At 34.7% G+C, this 22,619-nt stretch carries 17 protein-coding genes and 2 tRNA genes; 7 read left to right on the forward strand and 12 right to left on the reverse strand.

Features of this window, described 5'->3' with window-relative positions:
- Positions 1–6: 6 nt before the first annotated feature.
- Positions 7–1,845 carry an SLC13 family permease gene (locus ACFQ1K_RS08005; RefSeq protein WP_320556357.1) on the reverse strand — a complete coding sequence of 613 codons (1,839 nt, stop codon included), beginning with the start codon at positions 1,843–1,845 and terminating at the stop codon, positions 7–9.
- Positions 1,846–2,067: 222 nt separating this feature from the next.
- On the opposite strand from ACFQ1K_RS08005, the gene bshB1 reads away from it, so the two are divergent.
- Positions 2,068–2,790, forward strand: a complete 723-nt coding sequence (gene bshB1, locus ACFQ1K_RS08010; protein ID WP_320556356.1) for a bacillithiol biosynthesis deacetylase BshB1 — start codon at positions 2,068–2,070, stop codon at positions 2,788–2,790.
- A gap of 60 nt (positions 2,791–2,850) precedes the next feature.
- Positions 2,851–2,926: transfer RNA gene (locus ACFQ1K_RS08015), tRNA-His, on the forward strand.
- 57 nt (positions 2,927–2,983) lie between these two features.
- Here the strand turns inward: ACFQ1K_RS08015 and ACFQ1K_RS08020 are convergent.
- The 4 genes from ACFQ1K_RS08020 to ACFQ1K_RS08035 form a co-directional block, all read right to left on the reverse strand.
- The gene (locus tag ACFQ1K_RS08020; protein ID WP_320556355.1) at positions 2,984–4,567 is read right to left on the reverse strand and encodes a M28 family metallopeptidase; all 1,584 of its coding nucleotides are present in this window, start codon (positions 4,565–4,567) and stop codon (positions 2,984–2,986) included.
- Positions 4,568–4,668: 101 nt separating this feature from the next.
- Complete coding sequence (locus ACFQ1K_RS08025) at positions 4,669–5,700, reverse strand: M28 family metallopeptidase (protein ID WP_320556354.1); 1,032 nt, start codon at positions 5,698–5,700, stop codon at positions 4,669–4,671.
- 142 nt (positions 5,701–5,842) lie between these two features.
- Positions 5,843–6,181 (reverse strand): FUSC family protein, encoded by a 339-nt coding sequence (locus tag ACFQ1K_RS08030; protein ID WP_320556353.1) that lies wholly within the window; start codon positions 6,179–6,181, stop codon positions 5,843–5,845.
- Between the two features lie 4 nt (positions 6,182–6,185).
- Positions 6,186–6,965 carry a DUF3108 domain-containing protein gene (locus ACFQ1K_RS08035; protein ID WP_320556352.1) on the reverse strand — a complete coding sequence of 260 codons (780 nt, stop codon included), beginning with the start codon at positions 6,963–6,965 and terminating at the stop codon, positions 6,186–6,188.
- A 169-nt stretch (positions 6,966–7,134) separates the two neighbouring features.
- On the opposite strand from ACFQ1K_RS08035, the gene ACFQ1K_RS08040 reads away from it, so the two are divergent.
- The 5 genes from ACFQ1K_RS08040 to ACFQ1K_RS08060 all read left to right on the forward strand — a co-directional run bounded on the left by ACFQ1K_RS08040 (position 7,135) and on the right by ACFQ1K_RS08060 (position 14,587).
- Positions 7,135–7,219, forward strand: a tRNA-Ser gene (locus ACFQ1K_RS08040).
- Between the two features lie 62 nt (positions 7,220–7,281).
- The gene (locus ACFQ1K_RS08045) at positions 7,282–7,911 is read left to right on the forward strand and encodes an NAD(P)H-dependent oxidoreductase (RefSeq protein WP_320556351.1); all 630 of its coding nucleotides are present in this window, start codon (positions 7,282–7,284) and stop codon (positions 7,909–7,911) included.
- 63 nt (positions 7,912–7,974) lie between these two features.
- Positions 7,975–9,165 (forward strand): DegT/DnrJ/EryC1/StrS family aminotransferase, encoded by a 1,191-nt coding sequence (locus ACFQ1K_RS08050; protein WP_320556350.1) that lies wholly within the window; start codon positions 7,975–7,977, stop codon positions 9,163–9,165.
- Between the two features lie 37 nt (positions 9,166–9,202).
- Complete coding sequence (locus tag ACFQ1K_RS08055; protein ID WP_320556349.1) at positions 9,203–12,955, forward strand: DUF3857 domain-containing protein; 3,753 nt, start codon at positions 9,203–9,205, stop codon at positions 12,953–12,955.
- Between the two features lie 75 nt (positions 12,956–13,030).
- A complete protein-coding gene (locus ACFQ1K_RS08060; RefSeq protein WP_320556348.1) occupies positions 13,031–14,587 on the forward strand; it encodes a family 16 glycosylhydrolase in 1,557 nt (518 codons plus the stop codon).
- On the opposite strand, the gene ribB is transcribed toward ACFQ1K_RS08060, so the two are convergent.
- The 7 genes from ribB to tpx all read right to left on the reverse strand — a co-directional run bounded on the left by ribB (position 14,584) and on the right by tpx (position 22,601).
- Positions 14,584–15,717 (reverse strand): 3,4-dihydroxy-2-butanone-4-phosphate synthase, encoded by a 1,134-nt coding sequence (gene ribB, locus ACFQ1K_RS08065; protein ID WP_320556347.1) that lies wholly within the window; start codon positions 15,715–15,717, stop codon positions 14,584–14,586. The genes ACFQ1K_RS08060 and ribB overlap by 4 nt on opposite strands.
- A 42-nt stretch (positions 15,718–15,759) precedes the next feature.
- Complete coding sequence (locus ACFQ1K_RS08070) at positions 15,760–17,739, reverse strand: LptF/LptG family permease (RefSeq protein WP_320556346.1); 1,980 nt, start codon at positions 17,737–17,739, stop codon at positions 15,760–15,762.
- An 18-nt stretch (positions 17,740–17,757) separates the two neighbouring features.
- Positions 17,758–18,399 carry a LolA family protein gene (locus tag ACFQ1K_RS08075; RefSeq protein WP_320556345.1) on the reverse strand — a complete coding sequence of 214 codons (642 nt, stop codon included), beginning with the start codon at positions 18,397–18,399 and terminating at the stop codon, positions 17,758–17,760.
- A 17-nt stretch (positions 18,400–18,416) separates the two neighbouring features.
- Complete coding sequence (locus ACFQ1K_RS08080) at positions 18,417–20,828, reverse strand: FtsK/SpoIIIE family DNA translocase (RefSeq protein ID WP_320556344.1); 2,412 nt, start codon at positions 20,826–20,828, stop codon at positions 18,417–18,419.
- A 39-nt stretch (positions 20,829–20,867) separates the two neighbouring features.
- Positions 20,868–21,650: a M15 family metallopeptidase gene (locus ACFQ1K_RS08085; RefSeq protein ID WP_320556343.1), complete on the reverse strand. Its 783-nt coding sequence runs from the start codon at positions 21,648–21,650 to the stop codon at positions 20,868–20,870.
- A 71-nt stretch (positions 21,651–21,721) separates the two neighbouring features.
- Positions 21,722–22,093 carry a diacylglycerol kinase family protein gene (locus ACFQ1K_RS08090; protein WP_320556342.1) on the reverse strand — a complete coding sequence of 124 codons (372 nt, stop codon included), beginning with the start codon at positions 22,091–22,093 and terminating at the stop codon, positions 21,722–21,724.
- 7 nt (positions 22,094–22,100) lie between these two features.
- Entirely contained in the window at positions 22,101–22,601 is a 501-nt protein-coding gene (tpx, locus tag ACFQ1K_RS08095) for a thiol peroxidase (protein ID WP_320556341.1), read from the reverse strand.
- Positions 22,602–22,619 lie beyond the last annotated feature (18 nt).

The raw sequence follows: 22,619 nt of genomic DNA on the forward strand, positions 1-22,619 counted from the left end.
AAAAGTTTAAAATGGCCAGATCAATGGCACTAATGTTAATGTTGTTATCAAAAAGAGTAGAAGCAAGGGTGCACCTACTTTTACATAATCTATAAATTTGTAACCACCAGCAGTCATTACCATAGCATTTGTGGTCGTTCCAACTGGTGTTAAGAATGCAGTTGAGGCACTTATTGCAACAGCGATCATAAAAGGGGCTGCAGAAAGATTTAAAGTATTTGCTGTTATGATGACAATTGGAGCCATTAACACGGCTGTTGCAGAGTTGTTAATAACTTGGCTAAATGTTGTGGTTAGAAGAAAAACCCCACCTAATAGTACTATGGGATGAAGACTACCAAGAGTAGTTACCAAACCATCTGCTATGAGTTTTGCCGTACCTGTTTTTTGAAGCGCTAATCCCATTGGAATCATTGCCGCAATCATTACCACACTTATCCAGCTTATGCCTTTATAGGCCTTTGGAAGCGGTACACAACCTGTAATTAAAATAATACCAGCCGAAATTAGGGCTGCAATAGCACCAGGGACAATTTTGAAGACTAATAAGCCAATCATAAGTAACAGTGAAAAAAGTGCGATATAGGATTTGTAGGTAATATTAGTTACAGTTTTTGCCATCCCTTCTGGACTTCCAATGATCACTAAATTTTCATGATAGGATTTTAATTGTTCAATATCGCTCCAGATACCTCTTACTAAAAATGCATCACCAGCTTTAACTTCAATCTCTCTATCCGTAAAAGGTTTATTATTTCTTGAAGCTGCCATGAGTTGAACCCCAAACCGTTTAAAGTATCTACCAATTCTCAATTTTCTACCCACTAGCGTAGAATTTGGTGTCACTATAATCTCGGTCATACCAACCTCTTGATTAATCAGGTTATTACGAAGTTCATCTGCAATTGGTTCTAAGGGTAACAGTCCCAATCTAAATTTTATCATTAAAGCATTTATAGCTTCCGTTGTTCCTTTAACCGTAATAATGTCGTGATATTTAAATTCGGTTTCGTTTGAAGGAAACTCGATGTAAGGTTCGTGCCCTTTTAAAACATTTGGATGACGACGTTTAATACGGAGAATAGAAACATGGTAATTATCTTCAAAATTCCATTCACCAAGATGAGTACCCAATAGCGGAGAAACAGAACGAACTCTGAGTCGGTAATAATCACCTTCCACTTTATAAGCTTCAATCCATTTATGAAGTGTGGTACTTATATCTACAGGTTTGTTATTGGTTTTATTGTTTGGTAGTAGTCTATACCCTACAAACTTAAAATAGAATAGAGTGATTAATAAAAGTGGAAGACCTATTAGTCCAAATTCAAAGAAAGAAAACCCCTCCAAACCACTTTCTATCATGGTATTGTTAACGATTATATTCGGTGGTGTTCCTGTTAGGGTTAATAAACCGCCCGTGTTAGAACCAAAGGCGACCGGCATTAATAGTTTGGAAGGAAGTGTTCCGATGCTCCAAGCTGAAGAAATTGTCACTGGCATTAAAGTTGCTACCGTTCCCGTATTGCTTACAACACCAGAAAGTAAACCAGAACCTAAGGTTGTAATCAATAGGAGTTTAGTAATACTTTTCCCAGCCATTTTAATAAATTTCTGACCTGCTAAGGCTGTCCATCCCGTTTGGGATAACCCTTCCCCAATTATAAAAAGGGCAGCGATCATAATCACTGTTGGATTGCTAAAGCCACTTAATGTTTCTTGTAGGTCTAAAATTCCAAAAAGAAACAAGCTTAACATCGAAATTAGAGCGATAATGTCTGGTGTGAATTTGCCCCAAATAAAAAGGACAATTGTAACAATTAAGATGGCCAGCATTAAACTCATTATGATGCTCTTTTTTTAATTTACTGTAAAGTTAAAGTCAATAGCCACTATTATATATGACGAATGTCATGCTTTTAGGGAATTGCGAATTATTCAATTATTCCTATATAAAATAACAAGAAATAAGGGAAAATATAAACGAAACCGATTGCGAAATAAAAAGAATGCTTACCCCTACATCCTTTTTTAATATTTTTGACATCAGAGAAAAATGAAAAACACATGAAATTAGACATTTTAGCTTTCGGAGCGCATCCAGATGATGTAGAATTAGGTTGTGGAGCTACCGTTGCCAAGGAGGTAGCAAATGGTAAAAAAGTCGGGATAATTGATTTGACTCGAGGTGAGTTGGGAACCAGAGGTACAGCAGAAACCCGTGACGAAGAATCATCTGAAGCTGCAAAGCTTCTTAATATAGCCATGCGCACGAATATGGAGTTTGCAGATGGTTTTTTTGTTAATGATCAATCTCATCAAATCGAATTGATAAAGGAAATACGAAAATACCGTCCAGAAATCGTGCTTTGTAATGCTATAGATGATAGGCACATAGACCATGCACGAGCCAGTAAATTAGTTAGTGATGCATGCTTTCTTAGTGGATTAAGAAAGATTGATACTAAGCATGAAGATGAGGACGGTTGGCAGGAACCTTGGAGACCCAAAGCTGTATACCACTATATCCAATGGAAGGATTTAGAACCAGATGTCGTTGTTGATGTTACAGGCTTTATAGAAAAAAAGATGGAAGCTGTTTTGGCCTATAAAACTCAGTTTTTTGATCCAGATAGTAGAGAACCAGAAACACCAATATCTAGCAAGAATTTCACAGATAGTATTATTTACAGAGCAAGAAATGCGGGAAGGCTGATAGGCACTGAATATGGAGAAGGGTTTACTGTAGAACGCTATCCCGCTGTAGATTCTTTATTCGATTTAAAATAAGTAAAGAAAACGTTTTGTAGAAAAACGTAAATAATTTACATTTGCAATCCAATTTTAAATGGTGGTTGTAGCTCAGTTGGTTAGAGCGCCTGATTGTGGTTCAGGAGGTCGTCGGTTCGAGACCGATCTTCCACCCAAAAAGACAAGCCTTTCAGAAATGAAAGGCTTTTTTTGTTTCTTTATTTTAAATAAGCTATTCGGTTGCTTTATCAACAATTGGCCTATCCGCTCTGTTGGCAACTTCCCAAGCCGTATAAAACACTAAACGCGCTCTATTTTCTAATAAGTCATACTCAATTTTATCTGGCGTATCACTTGGTTGATGGTAATCGTCATGGGTGCCATTAAAATAAAAGATGACTGGAATATTATTTTTTGCAAAATTATAATGATCGGACCTATAGTAAAAACGATTTGGGTCATTATCATCATTATAAGTATAGTCAAGTTCTACATTACAGTATTTTTCATTCATTTTCTCTGAGATATTATGCAAATCCGTACTCAATTTGTCACTACCAATGAGATAAACGTAGTTTCTATCACCATCTTTACGCTTTGGATCTATTCTGCCAATCATATCAATATTGAGATTAGCCACTGTATTTTCTAGCGGAAATATAGGATCGTTGTCTGTGTAATGCCTAGAACCTAAAAGTCCTTTTTCCTCTCCGGTAACATGAAGAAATAAAATAGAACGTTTTGGACCATGGCCAGCTTTTTCGGCCTCCTTAAATGCTTCGGCGATTTCTAAAATAGCAATAGTCCCAGAACCATCGTCATCTGCGCCATTATAAACTTCACCATTTTTAATACCTTCATGGTCTAGATGCGCCGATATGACCAGAATTTCATCTGGTTTGGTTGATCCTTTAATATATGCCACTACATTTTCAGAAGAAATGGCTTCAGATTTATTCTCAATTGCTAAGCTTAAATTTGTTTTAATATTCTTAGGCTTATCGTCTTCTAAAATAGAAGGGTGTAATGCCTTTGCAAGATTTTCATTCACCATTAACATCACCATCTCAGCATCATTGCTTTTAAGTGATAAACGATTAGATGTTCCGTTTTCGGCTAATCTTTGATAGTATGGAGCATACCTTGTAAATAGTTCTTCGTCCAAAAGAATCAGTCCTTTGGCTCCATTTTCTATGGCAGCATCTCTTTTACTCGATAACGACTGACGGCCGTTTGACCACTTTGTATTTTCCGAACTGCCAGTTGTTATATAGTTTCCATCAGCATTTTTGGGTTCACCCGCCTTTGCTAATACAAATTTTCCAGTAACGTCTAGATCTTTATAATTTGAGTAATTTTCAGAATCGATACCGTAGCTTACGTAAACGAGATCCTTAATAGATTGATTTGAATTTTCATTTGCTCTTAAAACAATGTGGTCTTCAAAATCCTCAAAGCTTTTGCCATTCACGGAAATTTTGGCTTCTGCTACACGTTGTTTTTCTAGAGGTACGTTTTGAAAATAATTGTCACCGCCAAATGGAGATGCTATATCCATATTTTGGTATTGAGATTTTAAATACTCTACGGCCATTTTTTGTCCTTTTTCACCGGTTTCCCTGCCTTCAAATTCGTCAGAAGCGTAGGTGTAAAGCATCTCTTTAAGTTCTTCCTTGGTTATAGTGGTAGCATATTGTAAGGGGTCTACCGACAGGGCTTCATTCATCTCTGTAGGTGATATTGCTTTGCTACTTGATGAGGTGCCACAATTGGTAATTAATAGTGAAATAAATAATAGGGTTAATAAATGTTTCATGTTTGTGATACTAATTTTTCTTATCAATACAATTTTCTCAAAATTATAAAAATTGAAACTATGAATAATGGAATATTGTTTTCTTTAGCTGAGTTTTAACACTATATGATTTCAGGATTTAATCGCTCAGGTGAATTGGCTAAATACCAGGCGGTAGCGAAAATTAATTTAGTACGCTTAGCAAGTAAGGGGTAATTGATTTTATCGGCAGTATCCGTTGGTTTTGTATAATCCTCATGTTCACCATTAAAGAAGAAAACAACTGGGATACCTTTGGTGGCAAAATTATAATGATCTGATCTGTAATAATAACGATTTGGGTCGTTCTCTTCGTTATATTTATAATCTAAATTTAGATTCACAAAATTGTAATTCGCTTCTTGTATAATAAAATGGAGTTCTGTGCTAATGCGATCAGCTCCGATAACATAGATATAATTTTCATCATTTTTATGTCTTTCATCTACACGGCCAATCATATCAATATTTAGAGTACTTATCGTATTTTCTAATGGAAAGACTGGGTTGTTGGTGTAATACCTTGACCCGTGTAAACCTACTTCTTCTCCAGTAACATGTAGAAAAACAATGCTGCGTTTAGGACCATAACCATCCTTTGCTGCCTTTATAAAAGCTTCGGCCATTTCAAATACAGCAGCTGTTCCAGAACCATTATCATCCGCTCCTGGGTAGATTTCACCATCAACGATGCCTTCATGATCAGAGTGAGCGGTAATGTAGATATATTCATCAGGAAACTCAGAACCTTCGATATAGGCAATGACATTTTGTGAAGGGTTCAAATCGTCCGGTAGCACCTCCTTAGGTACGTTTTGAAAATAATCAGGGTGAGAAGAAGGGGCTTTAATGTCTAGCGAATCATAATACCTCCTAATGAAATCACAAATCTCATCATGACCTTTTTCACCTGTCATACGCCCTTCATACTTTTCGGATGATACTTCTTCAACAACGATTTTTAATTCTTCCGGAGTAATGGTTTTTAAATATTTCTTTACGATACTTTCGTTATCGTAAGAAATGCTGTCTTTTAAATTGTCTATTTTTTCACTATGTCTAAGTGTAGAACAGGAACCAACAAGGATAAGTACCGAGGCAACTAATACTTTCATCTATTAATATTTTCTTTCATAAGAACGTCCAAAACAATAGAGGTTTATAGGTGATGATTGTGTTTGGGTTTGCTCATAACTAATTGATTGTCCCAAAAATAAACTAAAATGTGATTTATTTTCTTACAATATGTATGAAATTTTATAAATCTTCATCAAACTCAATATCTTCAAGTAATTCTTTAGAATCTTCTAGATTATCTTCATCACGTTGCTCTAATTGCTTTGTGTCGCCAACTTCAGAAGTGTAGTAAACACTTTTATAAATGGTTAGAACCAAAGCGATAATAGTCATTAGAAAAATGTATTGGATCGATTTTGGTTTGTTTTGGTCCTTCTTTGACATAAGAAAAATCAATAAACCACAAATAAAAGCAATAATGATAGGTACTACGGCAAGATTTGAAAATGGTGTAACTGCCAAAATAACGCCTAAAACGGCTGTTGTAAATCCTAAAATAACAATTAGTTTTTTTCCCATGATGTTAATGTTTTAAACCAGTTGCCGATTGTATTTTTAATTCTCCATTGCCAATGGCAATTTTAAATTTTGCATAAACCGGTATTTTGTTTTCATCGGCGGTTAACCAAAGTAAATTTGAATTATTTCCTTTTAATATATCACTGCCTTTAATGGAAATAGCTAGTTTGTAACACGCTTTACTACCAATATTTGTAGAAATGGTTTCCTTACCAATATATTTTAAGGTGATGGTCGTTTCTTTATTGTCAAATAATATAGTGAAGTCTTGTTGATCGCCAGGACTAGCTTTATGAATGTCTAAATTTCTTATGTAATACAATGTGCTTACAATATCTTTTGTGGCAGCACCTATTTTTACATTTTTATTTTCGTCCCATGTCTTACCGTCTTTTCTTTTTTTGCGTTTTAAGCTCTGCACCAGTTTGGTCTTGTGATTGTATTTATATTGCATAAACTTGTAGTAACCACCTTCACTAATGTCTCTTTTATAGAGGTATGGCGTCAGTGTTTTTGGATTTACGTAGCTCTCATATAAATCTCTAATCTTAAAGAAATTATCGAATTTTTTATAGGTTGCAGCAGTACATTTTAATCGCATTAACGTACTCTTGGAAGTTTTAACCTCACTGGTTTCCATGGTCACCTGTGCAATATCCGTTAATAATCCCGACATATTGTATGATGCAGAAAAAACAAGTTTCTCACCAAAGGCTATCGCGTTATTTTGGGCAATTGAATAATAACCGCATAAAATTATTATAGCAAAAACAAATTTTTTCATAAAGAATGATTAATCGTTATAACGATAATTGTTACATATTTTATGCCGAAAATACAATGCATTATTAAATGTTACTAATTTTATTTAAAATGGGTATAGACATTTTGAAAAAAACTCAAAAAAAACCTTTGGCTACATCAAAAAGGGTTTTATATTTGCATCCGCAATTGGAGAAATGGCAGAGTGGTCGAATGCGGCAGTCTTGAAAACTGTTGAGGGTCACACCTCCGGGGGTTCGAATCCCTCTTTCTCCGCAAAAGAGTTCCTATTCATAGGAGCTCTTTTTTGTTTATAACGTATCTTTGCAAATAAAAGAATGTCCACAATAGAGCACTTAAAATGGCGTTACGCTACTAAAAAGTTTGATACTTTAAAAACATTATCTCAAGAACAATTAAATACATTAAAGGAAGCATTTAATCTAACAGCACTTTCCTATGGTTTGCAGACTTTAAAATTGGTAGTTGTTAAAGACAAAATTATTAGGGAACAGCTTGTACCACACGCCTATGGTCAACGACAGGTGGCAGATGCCTCTCATTTATTAGTGATTTGTATTCAAGATGAAATCAACGATGCAGATGTTGATTATCATTTTGACACTGTAAAAAAGGTTAGGCATACTCCAGATGACATTTTAGATCCTTTTAGAGAAGGTTTAAAATCAACAATTCAAAAGATGACCAATGAGAAAAAAGTGGAATGGGCCACTAGACAAGCCTACATAGTATTAGGCAATTTAATGACGGTTTGTGCCATAGAGCATATTGATGGTTGTCCAATGGAAGGTTTTATTGCCCAAAAAATTGATAACGTGCTTGAATTGCAGAAATATGGCTTAACTTCTGTCTTATTATTTCCAGTTGGTTACAGAGCAGACGATGATATGTTTGCAAGTATGAAGAAAGTAAGAAAACCGTTGTCAGAAACCATTATAGAATTGTAAATAACACTTTAAAAACCTATTCAAAAGTTTATATTTGTTTCAAATAATAAAAATATAAACTTTATGCCCGGATTCGAGTTATTTGGTGATTTAGAGCGAAAGGAAGTAAACGATGTTTTAGATAATGGTGTTTTAATGCGTTACGGGTTTGACGCCATGCGCAAGGGGCATTGGAAAGCTAAAGAACTCGAAGCGGAACTTTGTAAAACGTTTACTACGGATTATGTGCAATTGGTGTCTAGTGGTACCTCTGCAGTTTCAGTAGCTCTAGCGTCGGCTGGGATTGGTGCAGGGGATGAGGTTATAATGCCAACATTTACATTCGTGGCTAGTTTTGAAGCTATCATGATGTTAGGAGCTATTCCTGTCTTGGTAGATATTGACGATACCTTAACACTAGATCCAAAAGCAGTTGAAGAGGCAATTACCCCAAAAACTAAAGCTTTGATGGTTGTTCAGATGTGTGGTAGTATGGGGCATATGGATGCATTAAGAGCTATCTGCATCAAACATAATCTAATATTTGTAGAGGATGCCTGCCAAGCTATTGGTGGAAGTTACAAAGGTAAACCACTAGGCAGTATTGCCGATGTGGGCTGCTTTTCTTTTGACTTTGTAAAAACCATAACTTGTGGCGAAGGTGGAGCAGTAGTAACAAACAATAAGAACTATTATAATAATGCAGATCATTATTCAGATCACGGTCATGATCATGTTGGAAATGATAGAGGTGCAGAATCGCATCCTTTTTTAGGATATAATTTTAGAATATCTGAATTAAATGCTGCGGTTGGACTTGCACAGGTAAGACGATTACCAGAATTTATAAAAATCCAAAAAAGAAATTATTCAATTATAAGGGAAGCGTTATCCAAAATTCCTGAAGTTACTTTCAGAACGGTACCTGAAGGTGGCGAGGAAAGTTATGCTTTCTTAAATTTCTTTTTACCAGATTTGGAGTTTGCAAGAAAAGTATCCCAAAGTCTTAAAGACAATGGAATTGATGCTTGTTTTCATTATTATGATAATAACTGGCATTACATAAGAAAGTGGGATCACCTTAAAGATTTAAAATCATTGTATCCTATCTCCAATGATGTTAAGGAAGGGCTTCAGTACCTAAAAGCAAAAACGTTTAAACAATCTGATACTTATATCGCTCGAAATATCTCTGCTTTAATAAAACTATCATGGACTGAAGAAGAGGTGTATGCCAGAGCGCAAAAAATGGCAGAAATTATACAGTCAATCTAATTATTCAATCAATCTAATTTTTAAATATTTCTAATTAATGAAGCATTCATTCTTTTTACTATCTATTTTTTTTATTTCCATTCTATACGTCAATGCCCAAAATAACTATACTGATTTTTGGGAAAATCTGCTCAAAAACAACAGAAGTGAAGCTGCAAAAATCCTTAATAATTCTAAAGAGAATAGTACGGAATGGCTGATCTTAAATGAAATAACTAGAATTGAAAATGGTCAACTTGAAAGAAATAAGGATTTTATAGATAAATTTTTAAAGCAGGACGACTTCGAAAATTATTTATTTGCGTTTTGGAGCAACCCTTTCATTTTTGACGATTATTTAGGAGATGGGTTCAATGACCATATTGTTGATGCCATTAACAAAATAACACCAGATAAGGTTTCACATATAGATTTGGTAGATGCACTAGTTTATTTGCGTTCCGTTGAGCGCAGGCATTTTAATGATTGGGAAACGTACTATAAAGAAAATACCAAGATAAAAAGTATTAAAGACTGGCAGTATTGTGGTGTTTTTGAAAATCTCAATAAAAGTGGTATTGATAAATTTTACGAGCCAGAGGTAGAAGCAAGTAACGATAAAGTATTTGATGCCAGAAGCAATGGGTCTTTAAAATGGTATCCAGGTATTGGTCAGAAGGAAGCTTATCAGTTTTATGAAAACCATGTAGAGTATGGGTCTGGTGTTCACTTTGCACAAACTTTTATTTCGTCCCCGAAAGATCAGCGGGTTATTCTAAGAATAGGAAGTGGTTCGGCATTTAAGGTATTTTTGAATGATGTAGAGATCTTTAAAAATGATAAAGATGTAAATACGGATTTAAATGGTTATGAGCTAAACGTGAATTTGCCAAGTGGAACAAACCGTTTTCTTATAAAATCCGCAGAAAGTGGTTCAACATCTTATTATATGGTTACCGTCTTAGACGAAAACAAAAACCCACTAAACAATATAACAGTTTCAAGTCAACCTGTTACCTATAATACTTCTAGTTTGGAGCAGTTAAATCCACAACTTAGAGAAAATGATTTTGAGACCTATTTTAAAACGAAAGTAAAAGAGAATCCTGATAATTTCTTTTACGCATATGCGCTCTTCAATACCTATATTAGAAACTCTAAATATAATGAGGCCAGGGCTATCCTAATGCCTTACTATGATACATATCCTCAAAGTTCTTTCTTGAGAAAAGCACTTATCACTACCTATAATCTTGAAGGGGATACTACCTCAATTAATGAGCTGAACGAAAATATTGAACGAGATGATCCCGATTATTATTTAACAATCCTCAATAAGTTAGGAGATTGGAATGATTTAATGCGCATGAGTATGACCGATTTTGAAGAATACATTGAAAAGCTTAAAGGTGCTTTCGATTCAAAATTATTTCATGCTTCGGCAGATTTCTTTTACTATGCTAGACAAGAGAACATAGTAGAATTACGAAAAGCTTTAGATGCCATTCATGATAACTCTATTGGTAACAACAATTTCAATCTTAACTTTATTCCACTTTATGATCAGATTTTTCAAGATCAAGACAGGTCGGTAGCACTTTTAGAAGATGTAATAGATAATACTTTTTCAATCCAGGCAGAAAATATGCTTATTGGATATTATGAAGACAGAAATCAAAAAGATAAGTGTGTTGATATCATTACTAAATATTATGATCAGTTAAAAACAGATAATGCTTATATCAAAAGAATAGTTGACAAATTAATAGAATATCAAAGCTTTCAAAAGGCACTTCCTTATGTAGACCAATTACTCGATAATTACCCCTATAGTTTTGTGGCTATGGAATATAAAGGCGATATCTTAAGGCAGTTAGATAAAAATAAAGAAGCCCTTAAATATTATAGAAAAGCTTTAGATCACAACAGTGCAGATTCTGGTCTTAGAAAAAAGATTACGGATCTTTCTAAAAAAGAAGACGCCATTAAGGGACTTGTAATGGAAGATGTGTATTCTTTTGTCCAAAAAAACCGAAATAAAATAACAACAAATAACTATGGATTTAATATTCTTTTAGATGATAGTAATGTGGAAATTTACGAAGAAGGCGGATTTAAATATCGTTATGTATATGTTTATGAAATAACCTCAAATAATGGTATAGAAACCTTTAAAGAATATAATCTTGGGCTTTCAGGACGCTATAATATCACAAAATCCGAACTCATAAAACCTAATGGTAATGTAGTGCCTGCAGATAAAAGAGGGTCAAACTTAGTGTTTACCGATATAAGTATCGGAGATGTGGTTTATATCGATTATGAAGGGACAAGATCTACAACAGGACGTTTTTATAAAGACATTTCAGATAAATACCAGTTCTATTCTTTTCATCCCATAGTGAAATCTTCGGCAAAAGTTTTAGTGCCAAATTCGACAACCCTTAATTACAAGTTTGTTAATGGTGACCTTAAACCAACCATCAGAAAGAAAGATAAATATACACTTTACCAATGGGATGTTAACAATCCTACTACCTTGCCATTTGCAGAAGACTACATGCCAAATATAGTAGATGCTGTTGGCTACTTGCATTTCAGCACTATAAATAATTGGAACGACGTTTCCAAATGGTATTCTGATTTGGTGAGATCCAGGATAGAGATTAACGATGTGGTAAAGGCTGAATTTAAAAAACTATTTCCTAATGGTCATGAAGATTTACCCGAAGATGAACGCGCTAAAATTATCTATAATTATGTAGCAAAAAGTTTTAATTATAGTTATGTGAGTTTTAGACAAAGTGGATTCATTCCACAAAAACCATCAAAAACAATTAATACGAAACTAGGGGACTGTAAGGATTTTTCAACGTTATATGTCACCCTGGCAAAGATGGCAGATTTAAAATCTAATTTGGTATTAATCCTAACGTCAGACTATGGTAGAAACAACTTAGTTTTGCCTAGTACAGATTTTAACCATTGTATCGTAAAAGTTCTAATTGATGATAAGGAGCAATATTTAGAACTAACAGATAAATATTTACCTTACAAATCTTTACCTACGAGTTTAAGAGGGGCCACTGCTTTAGAAATTCCTTTTGACTCTGAAGATAATAGCACTTTATATGATCTTAAACACTTAGATGATGTTAACAGGCATCTATCTGAAATAAAACTTGTGGTCGATTTGGGAATTTCAGAAAATGAAATGAACTTGTTGATTGATACCGATGTAGAAGGTCACAATACCTCTTATTACAATCAAGTCTTTGATGAACCGAATCCAGAGGTGGTAAGAAAATCATTATTAGATGACTATAAAGGTAAAATAGCAGATGATTTTACACTTAATAGCATAAGTGATATTTCAAAAGCCGATGATGGTGCTAATGTATCATTCAAGTCAGATCTAACAATTAATAAAAAATTAAATAGCATCGGATCTATAAAAATATTACAGTTGCCAATTATTACCCATCCCTATGAAAGTTCAATTATTCAGCTAGAGGAACGAAAATTTCCAATCGATTATATTCAATATGAATATGTAGACAATTATGCTACAGATTACATCATAGACTTGGATAAATCACAATCGTTTGTAGAGATACCAGAAAGTAAATCATTTAATTTTAAAGGGCATTCATATAGTATTACTTATGATAACCCTGAACCTCATAAATTAAAGGTGTCGATAAGATGTAAAACGTCTTTAGAGCGTATTAGCCCAGAAGATTATCCTGATTATAAGGCTTATGTAAAGAATATTCTAGATGCTGAGGCCGAGTATTTAGGTTTTAAATAATGGCTGTATAGCTAGTGTATAGGTTAATGATACCTTAAAGTAAAAGCTGTTTCATATCTTTAAAAAAATTAAACTATGAAACAGCTTTACATTTGTACAATTTGTTTCCTTTTAGGAAACAATCAATTTTTTGCCCAGCAAACACCGTTAGATTTTTCTAATCCTGTACAAACATTTACAGCTTTCGGTGGGTCTCAGTTTTCCTTTGGTGTCGATCAGACGGATGCCAATAATCCGGTTGGTCAGTTTTTTAATGATGGTAGCCAAGAATGGCAAGGGTTTTTTATTGATTTGTCTAGTCCTATAGATTTATCCGAACAACAGATCATCACTTTGTCTTTTTATCAATTTGATCCCAATTCCCATACGATTATGCTCAAACTTGAAAATGGGTCAGAGGCCGATGTAGAAGTCGTTCAAAGTAACTCGGGTTCTGGGTGGTCCTATGATTTAACTTTTGATTTCTCTGATGCAACCCTAAGCGGTGTTGGTACTCCTGTAAATGCAATGGGTGTCTACAATAGGCTAGTTCTATTTATAGATGGTGGTGCATTAATACCTGGTACATACCTCATAGATGATATTAATGATGGCTCTGTAGCAAGCGACCCAAATGAAATCGACGTTGTTTATACAGATTTAGTTTGGTCAGATGAATTTGATTCTGATGGAGCAGTAGATGATACGAAGTGGTTTCATCAAACGCAATTACCAGCTGGTGGTAGTTGGTTTAATGGCGAACAACAGCATTATACCAATCGTATAGAAAATTCATTTGTAGAAAGTGGTTTTTTGAATATTGTAGCCATAAAGGAGAATTTCACAGACCAAGGTGAAACGAAACAATATACATCTGCACGCTTAAACTCTAAGTTTGCCTTTACATACGGTAGAGTAGATGTGAGAGCTAAATTACCTGAAGGAGACGGTACATGGCCGGCAATCTGGACACTTGGTAAAAACATTAACGAGACTGGTGCCTATTGGCAAACCCAAGGATTTGGAACAACCTCTTGGCCAGATTGTGGTGAAATTGATATTATGGAACATGGTTTAGGTCCAGTAAATCATGTGAGTAGTGCCATACATACTCCTTCGAGTTTTGGGGCGACGGTCAATTTTCAGTCTTATATTTTAAATGATGTAGCTAATGATTTTCATGTGTATTCAATGAATTGGTCACCAAACCAAATTACATTCTTGATTGATGGAGTTGGATTTTACATCTATAATCCTGCCGTTAAAGATGCAAGTACTTGGCCTTTTGATGAAGATCAATATTTACTGCTAAATATTGCAATGGGTGGAGTAGCAGGCTCTATTGATCCTTCTTTTACCCAAAGCGAAATGGTCATTGACTATGTTAGAGTTTATCAGAACTCACCACTTAGTATTGATGATTTAAATAAAGATAAAATTATAGTTTATCCAAATCCTGCAAGGGAAGTGATAACTATTAAAACGGATAGCGATATTGAGAATTTAAAGCTTTACAATTCGCTTGGCCAGATTGTAATAGATCAAAACACAAAGACGAAGACTATGGATATAAGTCAACTTCAAAACGGTGTTTATATCTTAAAAATAAAATCTGAAAATCTTACAGTAACGAAAAGGATACTTGTGGATTAGTAATTTACATAATCTACTATTTCCAAACCATAACCTATCATACCAACACGCTTGGTTTGTAAACTATTAGAAAGCAAGTTCAGCTTACTTATTTTTAGATCGTGTAGGATTTGAGCACCGATGCCAAAATCTTTTGAATCCATTGAAATTCTCGGTGCTTTAACAAGCTGTCCTTCAACTTGACTATCTTTCAAAATGGATAGGCGAGATAATAAATTCATTGACTCTGCCTGCTGATTAATAAAGATGATAGCACCTTTCCCTTCAGTATTAATAGCATTGAACATATCATCTAACTTTTGGTCTGCATTGTTGGTAAGTGTACCAAGAATATCATTGTTAACAAGAGTTGAGTTAACACGTGTTAAAACCGTTTCGTCAGACCTCCATGTTCCTTTCGTTAGGGCTATATGAACTTGATTATTCGTAGTTTGCATATAGGCCCTTAACCTAAATTTACCAAAACGTGTTTCAATATTAAAGTCTTCTTTCTTTTCTATTAAGGAGTCATACTCCATTCTGTAGGCTACCAAATCTTCAATAGACACAATTTTTAAATCAAATTTCCGAGCAACTTCAATGAGTTGTGGAAGGCGTGCCATGGTACCATCTTCATTCATGATTTCCACAATTACACCGGCAGGCTCAAATCCAGCCAAACGTGCAAAATCAATAGCAGCTTCGGTATGGCCTGTACGTCTTAAAACACCACCTTCCTTAGCTACGAGAGGAAAAATGTGACCAGGTCTAGCCAGTTCAAATGGTTTGGTGTCTTTGTTCACTAATGCTTTAATGGTTTTTGCCCTGTCGCTTGCAGAAATACCTGTACTTACACCATTTCCCCTCAAATCTACAGAAACGGTAAAAGCTGTTTCCATAGGATCTGTATTGTTTCTTACCATCATGTTAAGCTCTAGTTCTTCACAACGGTGCTCCGTAAGCGGTGTGCATATAAGACCTCGACCATGTTTAGCCATAAAATTAATCATCTCCGGAGTTACCTTTTCGGCAGCTGCCAAAAAGTCTCCTTCGTTTTCACGATTTTCATCGTCCACAACGATAATGACCTTCCCTTGACGAATGTCTTCAATGGCTTCTTCAATGGTGTTTAATTGGGTCTTTGTATTCATAGCACTATTCATAACTAAGGGATTAGAGGTGCAAAGATACGGTTATTTAATGTTATCAATGCAACTACGGTAAAAGTCGAATGTAATCTTATTTCTAAATATCATATACTTTAACGGATAGAGGGGAAGTGAAAGAATGAAGATTACAGGATTGATGCTTTTGTTTTTAAAACCAATGGTTTTGTAGAATTTAGAATAAACAAGGGCATCAACAACAACATAAATAGCAAAAAAGATAAACGCAATGATACTTAGGCTTAATGAAGCCTCAGCAATTTCTGGTAATTTATTGTTCTTGCTTATAAAATGTAAACCTAATAATGCTCCACCAATGCTAAAACTTACTAAACTAGTTAGGGAGTAATCCTTGTAATCCTTTAGTAAACTTCTACCTTTTATAAGTTTGTCATCTACAGTCAAGCCTTCGGTTTTAAGTTGTTCTAGAGGAATATTTCTATTCAGTAAATTATGTAAGGCTATTTCCTTTGGTTTCTTGTCTAGATCGTATTCGCCTTGTGCTTTGATAACGTTTACTAATTCTTCTACGGAGTACTTCTTATAATAATTGTAGGATTTAGTTTCACTTTCGGAGAGTTGCAATTTATTTTTTGGGGTGAACAAGCGTTTTAGAGGTACTATAATAGCATCAAACTGAAAAACTCCCTTATCATTCGTTGCTCTTGTTGTTAAATAAATACTGAGCGGTAACATAATGGCTGTTGATAACCATGAGCCGATAATTGGGCTAAAACTTCCTTTTTCAGCGCTATTCTTGGCAAAAATTCCGAAAAAGTGATAGGTTAAAAATAAAACGACAGCAATAACAATTGGTAAACCCAATCCTCCTTTACGAATCAAAGCACCCAGTGGTGCACCTACAAAAAATAGAATGATACACGCAAAGGCCAAAACAAATTTGTCATGATAGGCTATAATGTGCTTATTGAGCCAAATAGCTTTGCTTTCGAAGTTATTCTTATTAGAGTCGATAATTTGATTGGTACTATTGGCAGAATTGAGAGCGAGGTTAATAATCTGTACTTTTTTACTCGCAGGAAAAAGATCTAATACATTTCCTGTGAAAGAAGAATCCCGCTGTGTATTAATATTTAAATTTAAGGCTGCATAGGTGGTTCGGTTGTAAAGCGTACGCGATAATGCTTTGTAATCTTCTTGGCGTTGACCCTTTAGGCTATCTATAGTATAGTTCAGTTGTTCTATATTTTGCATATTATGTCGACCTGAAAAATTCTTTTCTTCCAAATCTTCAGCATTTAAAATTTCTAAATCAACATTAATAGTATAACTGTCAAAATAGCTTTTGGCATGTGGTCGATTCACATTTTTACGAATGTCCTTATTAATGACCTCTTCATAATAGTTACCATTGATTAGCTCTAACTGCAGTACATTGGAATTCTCACTGCTTTTTAACTCCCCTTTTTCTGAAACAATGACTTTGAAATTTCCAACTCTGGCAGAACTTTTATCATGAATGATGACATTTTCTAAATATTGACCTCTGTCACCGGTTTTTTTATCCACCTTAATATTGATATTTCCAATATCGTTAAATTGGCCTTCTGCAATAGCCAGTGCAGGTTTAACTTTGGCAATGTTACGTCTAAGATTGTAAAAGTTGTATTCTCCCCATGGAATAACGTTGTTGGCAAAAAAGAAACAGGCAATGCCGAGAATAACAATGAATACACTTAGACTTCGCATGGCACGTTGCAGTGAAATTCCTGTAGATTTCATGGCTGCAAACTCGTAGTTCTCTGCAAAATTCCCAAAGACCATAATCGAAGACAATAATATGGTCAGTGGCACCACCAAAGGAATAAGCTTTGGCATGTAGTATAGAATAAATTTTGCGGTAACGGAAATATCCAGATCCTTGCCAGCTAGCTCAGAAATATAGAGCCAGACTCCTTGAAGTACAAAGACAAACATGAATATAATAAAGACGCTAAAAAACGTCCTTAAGAATGTGATAAGTATGTACCTATCTAATATTTTCACACATGATGTATTAAAACCTTAATCTATCCTATTGATAAAGTAATCGGCATATTTACTTTCGTCAAAGGTAAATAAGGTTTTTGAGATTGGTTGATCGGTTTGAAAAGAATTAACAGTTAATGTTGTTTTTGTCCCGTTTTTACCAACTTCTATGAGATTGTAAATGTGTTTTGTAGTTGCATCAATTCCTAATAAAACGTGTTTTATTTCAGAATTGGTGTCCATTGGAGTTAATTTAACATACTGTATTTTTCTGCCCTTTACATTTTGAATTATATCCATTTTAAAGGTATAACCATCTTCGTAGAAGGATAACATTTTACTCGGTGTAATTGTAGCTTCCTCATCTGTATTTGTAGACGAAATTGTAACTTCTTCGTCTTCTGGACTTATTGTGTACAAGCTATCTCCATCAAATATTCGGGTCACACCTAATATGTTGAGTTTATATTTTTCCCCTTCGATAACTACATCTCCGCGGGTTTCTTGGTTAATGTTTTCATTTACATTACTGAGCTCGTACTTAAAATCTAAGCTTATATTGCTGTAAGCTTTTATTTTATTGCTCACTTCCGTTAAAAGCGATTCAGCTTTGGCATCATTTTGGGCGAAACCAGTAACGCCAAATGTCATTAATGCTAAAAAGATTAGTTTTTTCATTTTATGAGAGTATGTTTTTATTGTTGTTCATTTTCTAGTAATTGATCTAAGGCTACTAAATCTGGGACTAAAACCTGTCTGGCCTTACTGCCTTCAAAAGGCCCTACAATTCCAGCGGCTTCTAGCTGATCTATAATTCTTCCTGCTCTATTGTAGCCCAATTTTAGTTTTCGTTGTAATAAAGATGCTGAGCCCTGTTGTGCTGTCACAATAATTTCAGCAGCCTCTCTAAACAGGCCATCTCTATCGGCAATATCTATATCAAGATTTGTGCCACCCTCTTCACCGACATATTCGGGAAGTAAATGTGCATCTGGATATGCTTTTTGCGAACCAATAAACTCAGTAATCTTTTCAACTTCTGGAGTATCTACAAAGGCACACTGTAAACGAATGAGGTCATTACCTTGAGTGTACAACATATCACCACGACCAATAAGTTGATCGGCACCAGAGCCATCTAAAATGGTTCGTGAATCTATTTTACTGGTAACTCTAAATGCAATACGAGCAGGGAAATTGGCTTTAATAATACCTGTTATGACATTAACGGAAGGACGTTGTGTTGCTATGATGAGGTGAATACCTATAGCACGCGCTAATTGTGCTAATCTTGCGATTGGAGTTTCTACTTCTTTGCCAGCGGTCATTATTAAATCGGCAAACTCATCGACGACTAATACAATGTATGGTAAATATTGATGGCCGTCGTTAGGGTTTAATTTTCTAGCTTTAAATTTCGCATTGTATTCGGCAATATTTCTACAATATGCATTTTTGAGCATTTCGTAACGGTTATCCATTTCGATACAAAGTGAATTAAGCGTATTAATCACCTTGGTATTGTCTGTAATAATGGCGTCTTCACTGTCTGGCAGTTTTGCCAAATAATGGCGTTCAATCTTGTTGAACAATGTTAATTCTACCTTTTTAGGGTCCACTAGTACAAATTTGACTTCAGCAGGATGCTTTTTATATAATAAGGAAGTCAATACCGCATTTAAGCCAACAGATTTACCTTGACCCGTGGCACCAGCCATAAGTAAATGGGGCATTTTAGCTAAATCCACAACAAAGGTTTCATTGCTAATGGTTTTACCAAAAGCAATAGGTAACTGCATTTTGGATTGTTGAAATTTTTGAGATGCAATTACCGACCGCATCGAAACGATGGTCGATTTTTTATTGGGTACCTCAATACCAATGGTACCTTTACCAGGAATCGGTGCTATGATTCTAATGCCCAAAGCAGAAAGCGAAAGGGCAATATCATCTTCTAGGTTTTTTATTTTAGAAATCCGAATACCTGCATCGGGTACGATTTCATAAAGGGTTACAGTAGGGCCAATGGTAGCCTTTATACTGGTAATACCTATTTTGTAATTGTTTAGGGTCTCTACAATGCGGTTTTTGTTTTCTTCTAGCTCCTCTTGATCTATGGAAATCCCTTCGTTATCATATTTTTTTAGCAAGTCTAAAGGCGGGAATTGGTAATTGCTCAACTCTAACGTTGGATCAAACTGCCCAAAATCTTCAACAAGTTTGTCCGCCAGATTATCGGTTTCGGATTTTTCTTCTTCAACGGCTTCAACCTCAACTTTGATATCAGATTTGTCATCAGATGCTTTTTTTGTTGAAGTTTCGGAGGCTAAAGATGCTTTATGCTCTTTTGGTTTAGAATGTTGACTGATCGTTGGTTCAGGTTCATCTAATGTAATCTCAAAAGCAGATTTAATAGCTTCAGCTTCCTCGCTGTGACTGTTGTCCACTAAAGTGGTTTGTGACTTATCTTCCGCATTTGGATTCATATCATTTTTAAAATCCTTTTTTGCACTCTTAAAAAGCTTAACAAAAGTATCACCAGTAACCTTAAATCTCAAGGCTAAATAAGCAATGAGCCCAAAAAGCAATAAAAATGACGTACCTATCTTTCCAATATAATCTTGAAAGAAATGATTCATTTCAAATCCTATAGTGCCACCTAATATATCGTACTTATGGGTAAAGAAACCGAAGAATATAGATAGCCAGATCACAATCAAAGTTCCCCATATCCAGTGTTTTATAAGTTTGTTTTTCTTAAGATTGAGCGTAACATAAACACCTGATAGAAAAATTAAACCTGAAAATATAAATGAAGGAATACCAAATCCTTTACTTATAAATAGTTCACTAACCCAGGCTCCTAACTGACTAGCCCAGTTTTTATAGGCTTCTGTTCGTTCGGGGAAATTACTTAAGACACTCTGATCTTCTTTACCTGTGAAAATAAAGGACAAAAAAGAAATGAATAAAAGCACTCCTAAAATAATCAATAAGCTACCGAAAATAAGCTTTTGTTGATTGGATAATTTGAATGAAGGCGTTTTTAAGGTTCGTTTAGTTTTTGCCTTTGTTTTTGTTTTATTTTTAGTAGTCTTTTTTGCCATGTTTTGCCGAATGTTATTTCGGTAATTACCTCTAAATATTTAAGGTTTTTCTTGTTTATATGCCTTTACCTCATCAGAAATCCCATTAACATAATCTTCAATAACATGAAGATCTTTAGTAAGTTGAGATCCTTCAAACTCTGAAATATCTTCTGTTTTTATATTCGAATTATAAAATTCTAAATATTTACTTGCCAAAGGTACAAAAGACCAATGCCATTTTTCTTCATTATAGCCAGTTCTTCCATTATTTTTATTGGTATAAACTTGATAGAATCCAAAACTATTGGCATGTGTTCTTAACCATTGGTAAGCTTTTAACCCTTTTCCGCTGTTAAAATACGAATTATTTAAACTATTCAAATCTATATCTGTACCCCAATGATGCCTAGAGGTTGAAGGCATAGCACTGTATTCTAATATTTTTTTAGCACGCTTGATTGGTTCCAAGTCATTGTACCTATTCCATTTTCGCTGCCAAATGGCCTTTTGTTCAAAGAAATTCCGTGTACCTGAAATAATCTTAAAATCAATATTGTCTTTTTTTGCTGCGGCAGCCATCTTAAGAAAAGCTCTATAAGTTAAGGTGTTAAGGTAAATTTCCTTTCCTGCATATTTATCATCAACTTTTATAAAACGAGCATCAGTTTTATAATCAAATTTACCAAGCACAAAATCTTTAGTGATGTTAAGCGTATCTTTACTAATAGTCCCTTTTACCATATCAAATGAAAGGTAAGGTGGTATAGCTGCTTTTTTAGTTTTGTTTGGAAAACTAACAGACAACATAAGGAAAACTAATAATAGGGACAGTAGCTTCATTTAGATTAATTAAACGTGTTTAAAATGGAAAGCATCCAATCATTTAACGTTATTAAGCTTTAGTTTGGTATTTAGAGAATTTTGGGAAGATAAATGATGCCTGCAATAATAACCGCTATGATTGAGGCTATAAAAACAGCACCTGCAGATATATCTTTGATGAGTCCAATCTTCGGATGATGGTCTGGATGAATAAAATCCGCTATGTATTCAACGGTCGTATTCACCCCTTCAATACTCATGACCAAGCCAATCATTGTTAGCTGAACCATCCATTCCGTTGTTGAGATGTTAAAATAAAAACCAGCAAAGGTGACAACTAAGGCAACGACAAGTTGAATTTTAATGCTGGCTTCGGTCTTAATTAGCACAAGCATGCCTTTAAAAGCGAAGCCAACACTTTTGAGTCTATTAATAAGAAAGGGCTCTTTACTTTGTTGCATCAAATATTTAAGATAAACTGCTCAAGGCACTTTCGTAATTTGGTTCATCTGCTATTTCAGAAACTTGTTCTGTGTGCAAAACAGTACCATCGGTGTCAATAACAACAACACATCGAGATAGTAAGGTTTCAAATGCTCCGTTGGCAAAAGCCAAACCGTAATCTTTGCCAAATTGACCTGTTTTGTAATCAGATAAGTTCACAACGTTATCCAAACCTTCAGCACCGCAAAAACGCGCCATGGCGAAAGGTAAGTCTTTAGAGATACATAATACTTTAGTGTTTTCTAATTGACTTGCTTTTTCGTTAAAAGTTCTGACTGATTGTGCACAAGTACCTGTATCAACACTTGGAAAAATGTTCAGGACTAAGCGATTGCCTTTAAAATCAGCAGCAGTTTTATCTTTTAATTCAGTGTCTGTTAGTTTAAAATCTGGTGCTTTACTACCAACTTTTGGTAAAGTTCCTATAGTTTCTACTAAAGTACCTCCTAGTGTTACGTTTGCCATGGTTTTAGTGTTTTAAAT

The sequence above is a fragment of the Winogradskyella aquimaris genome (assembly GCF_042676105.1).
Lineage (GTDB): Bacteria > Bacteroidota > Bacteroidia > Flavobacteriales > Flavobacteriaceae > Winogradskyella > Winogradskyella aquimaris.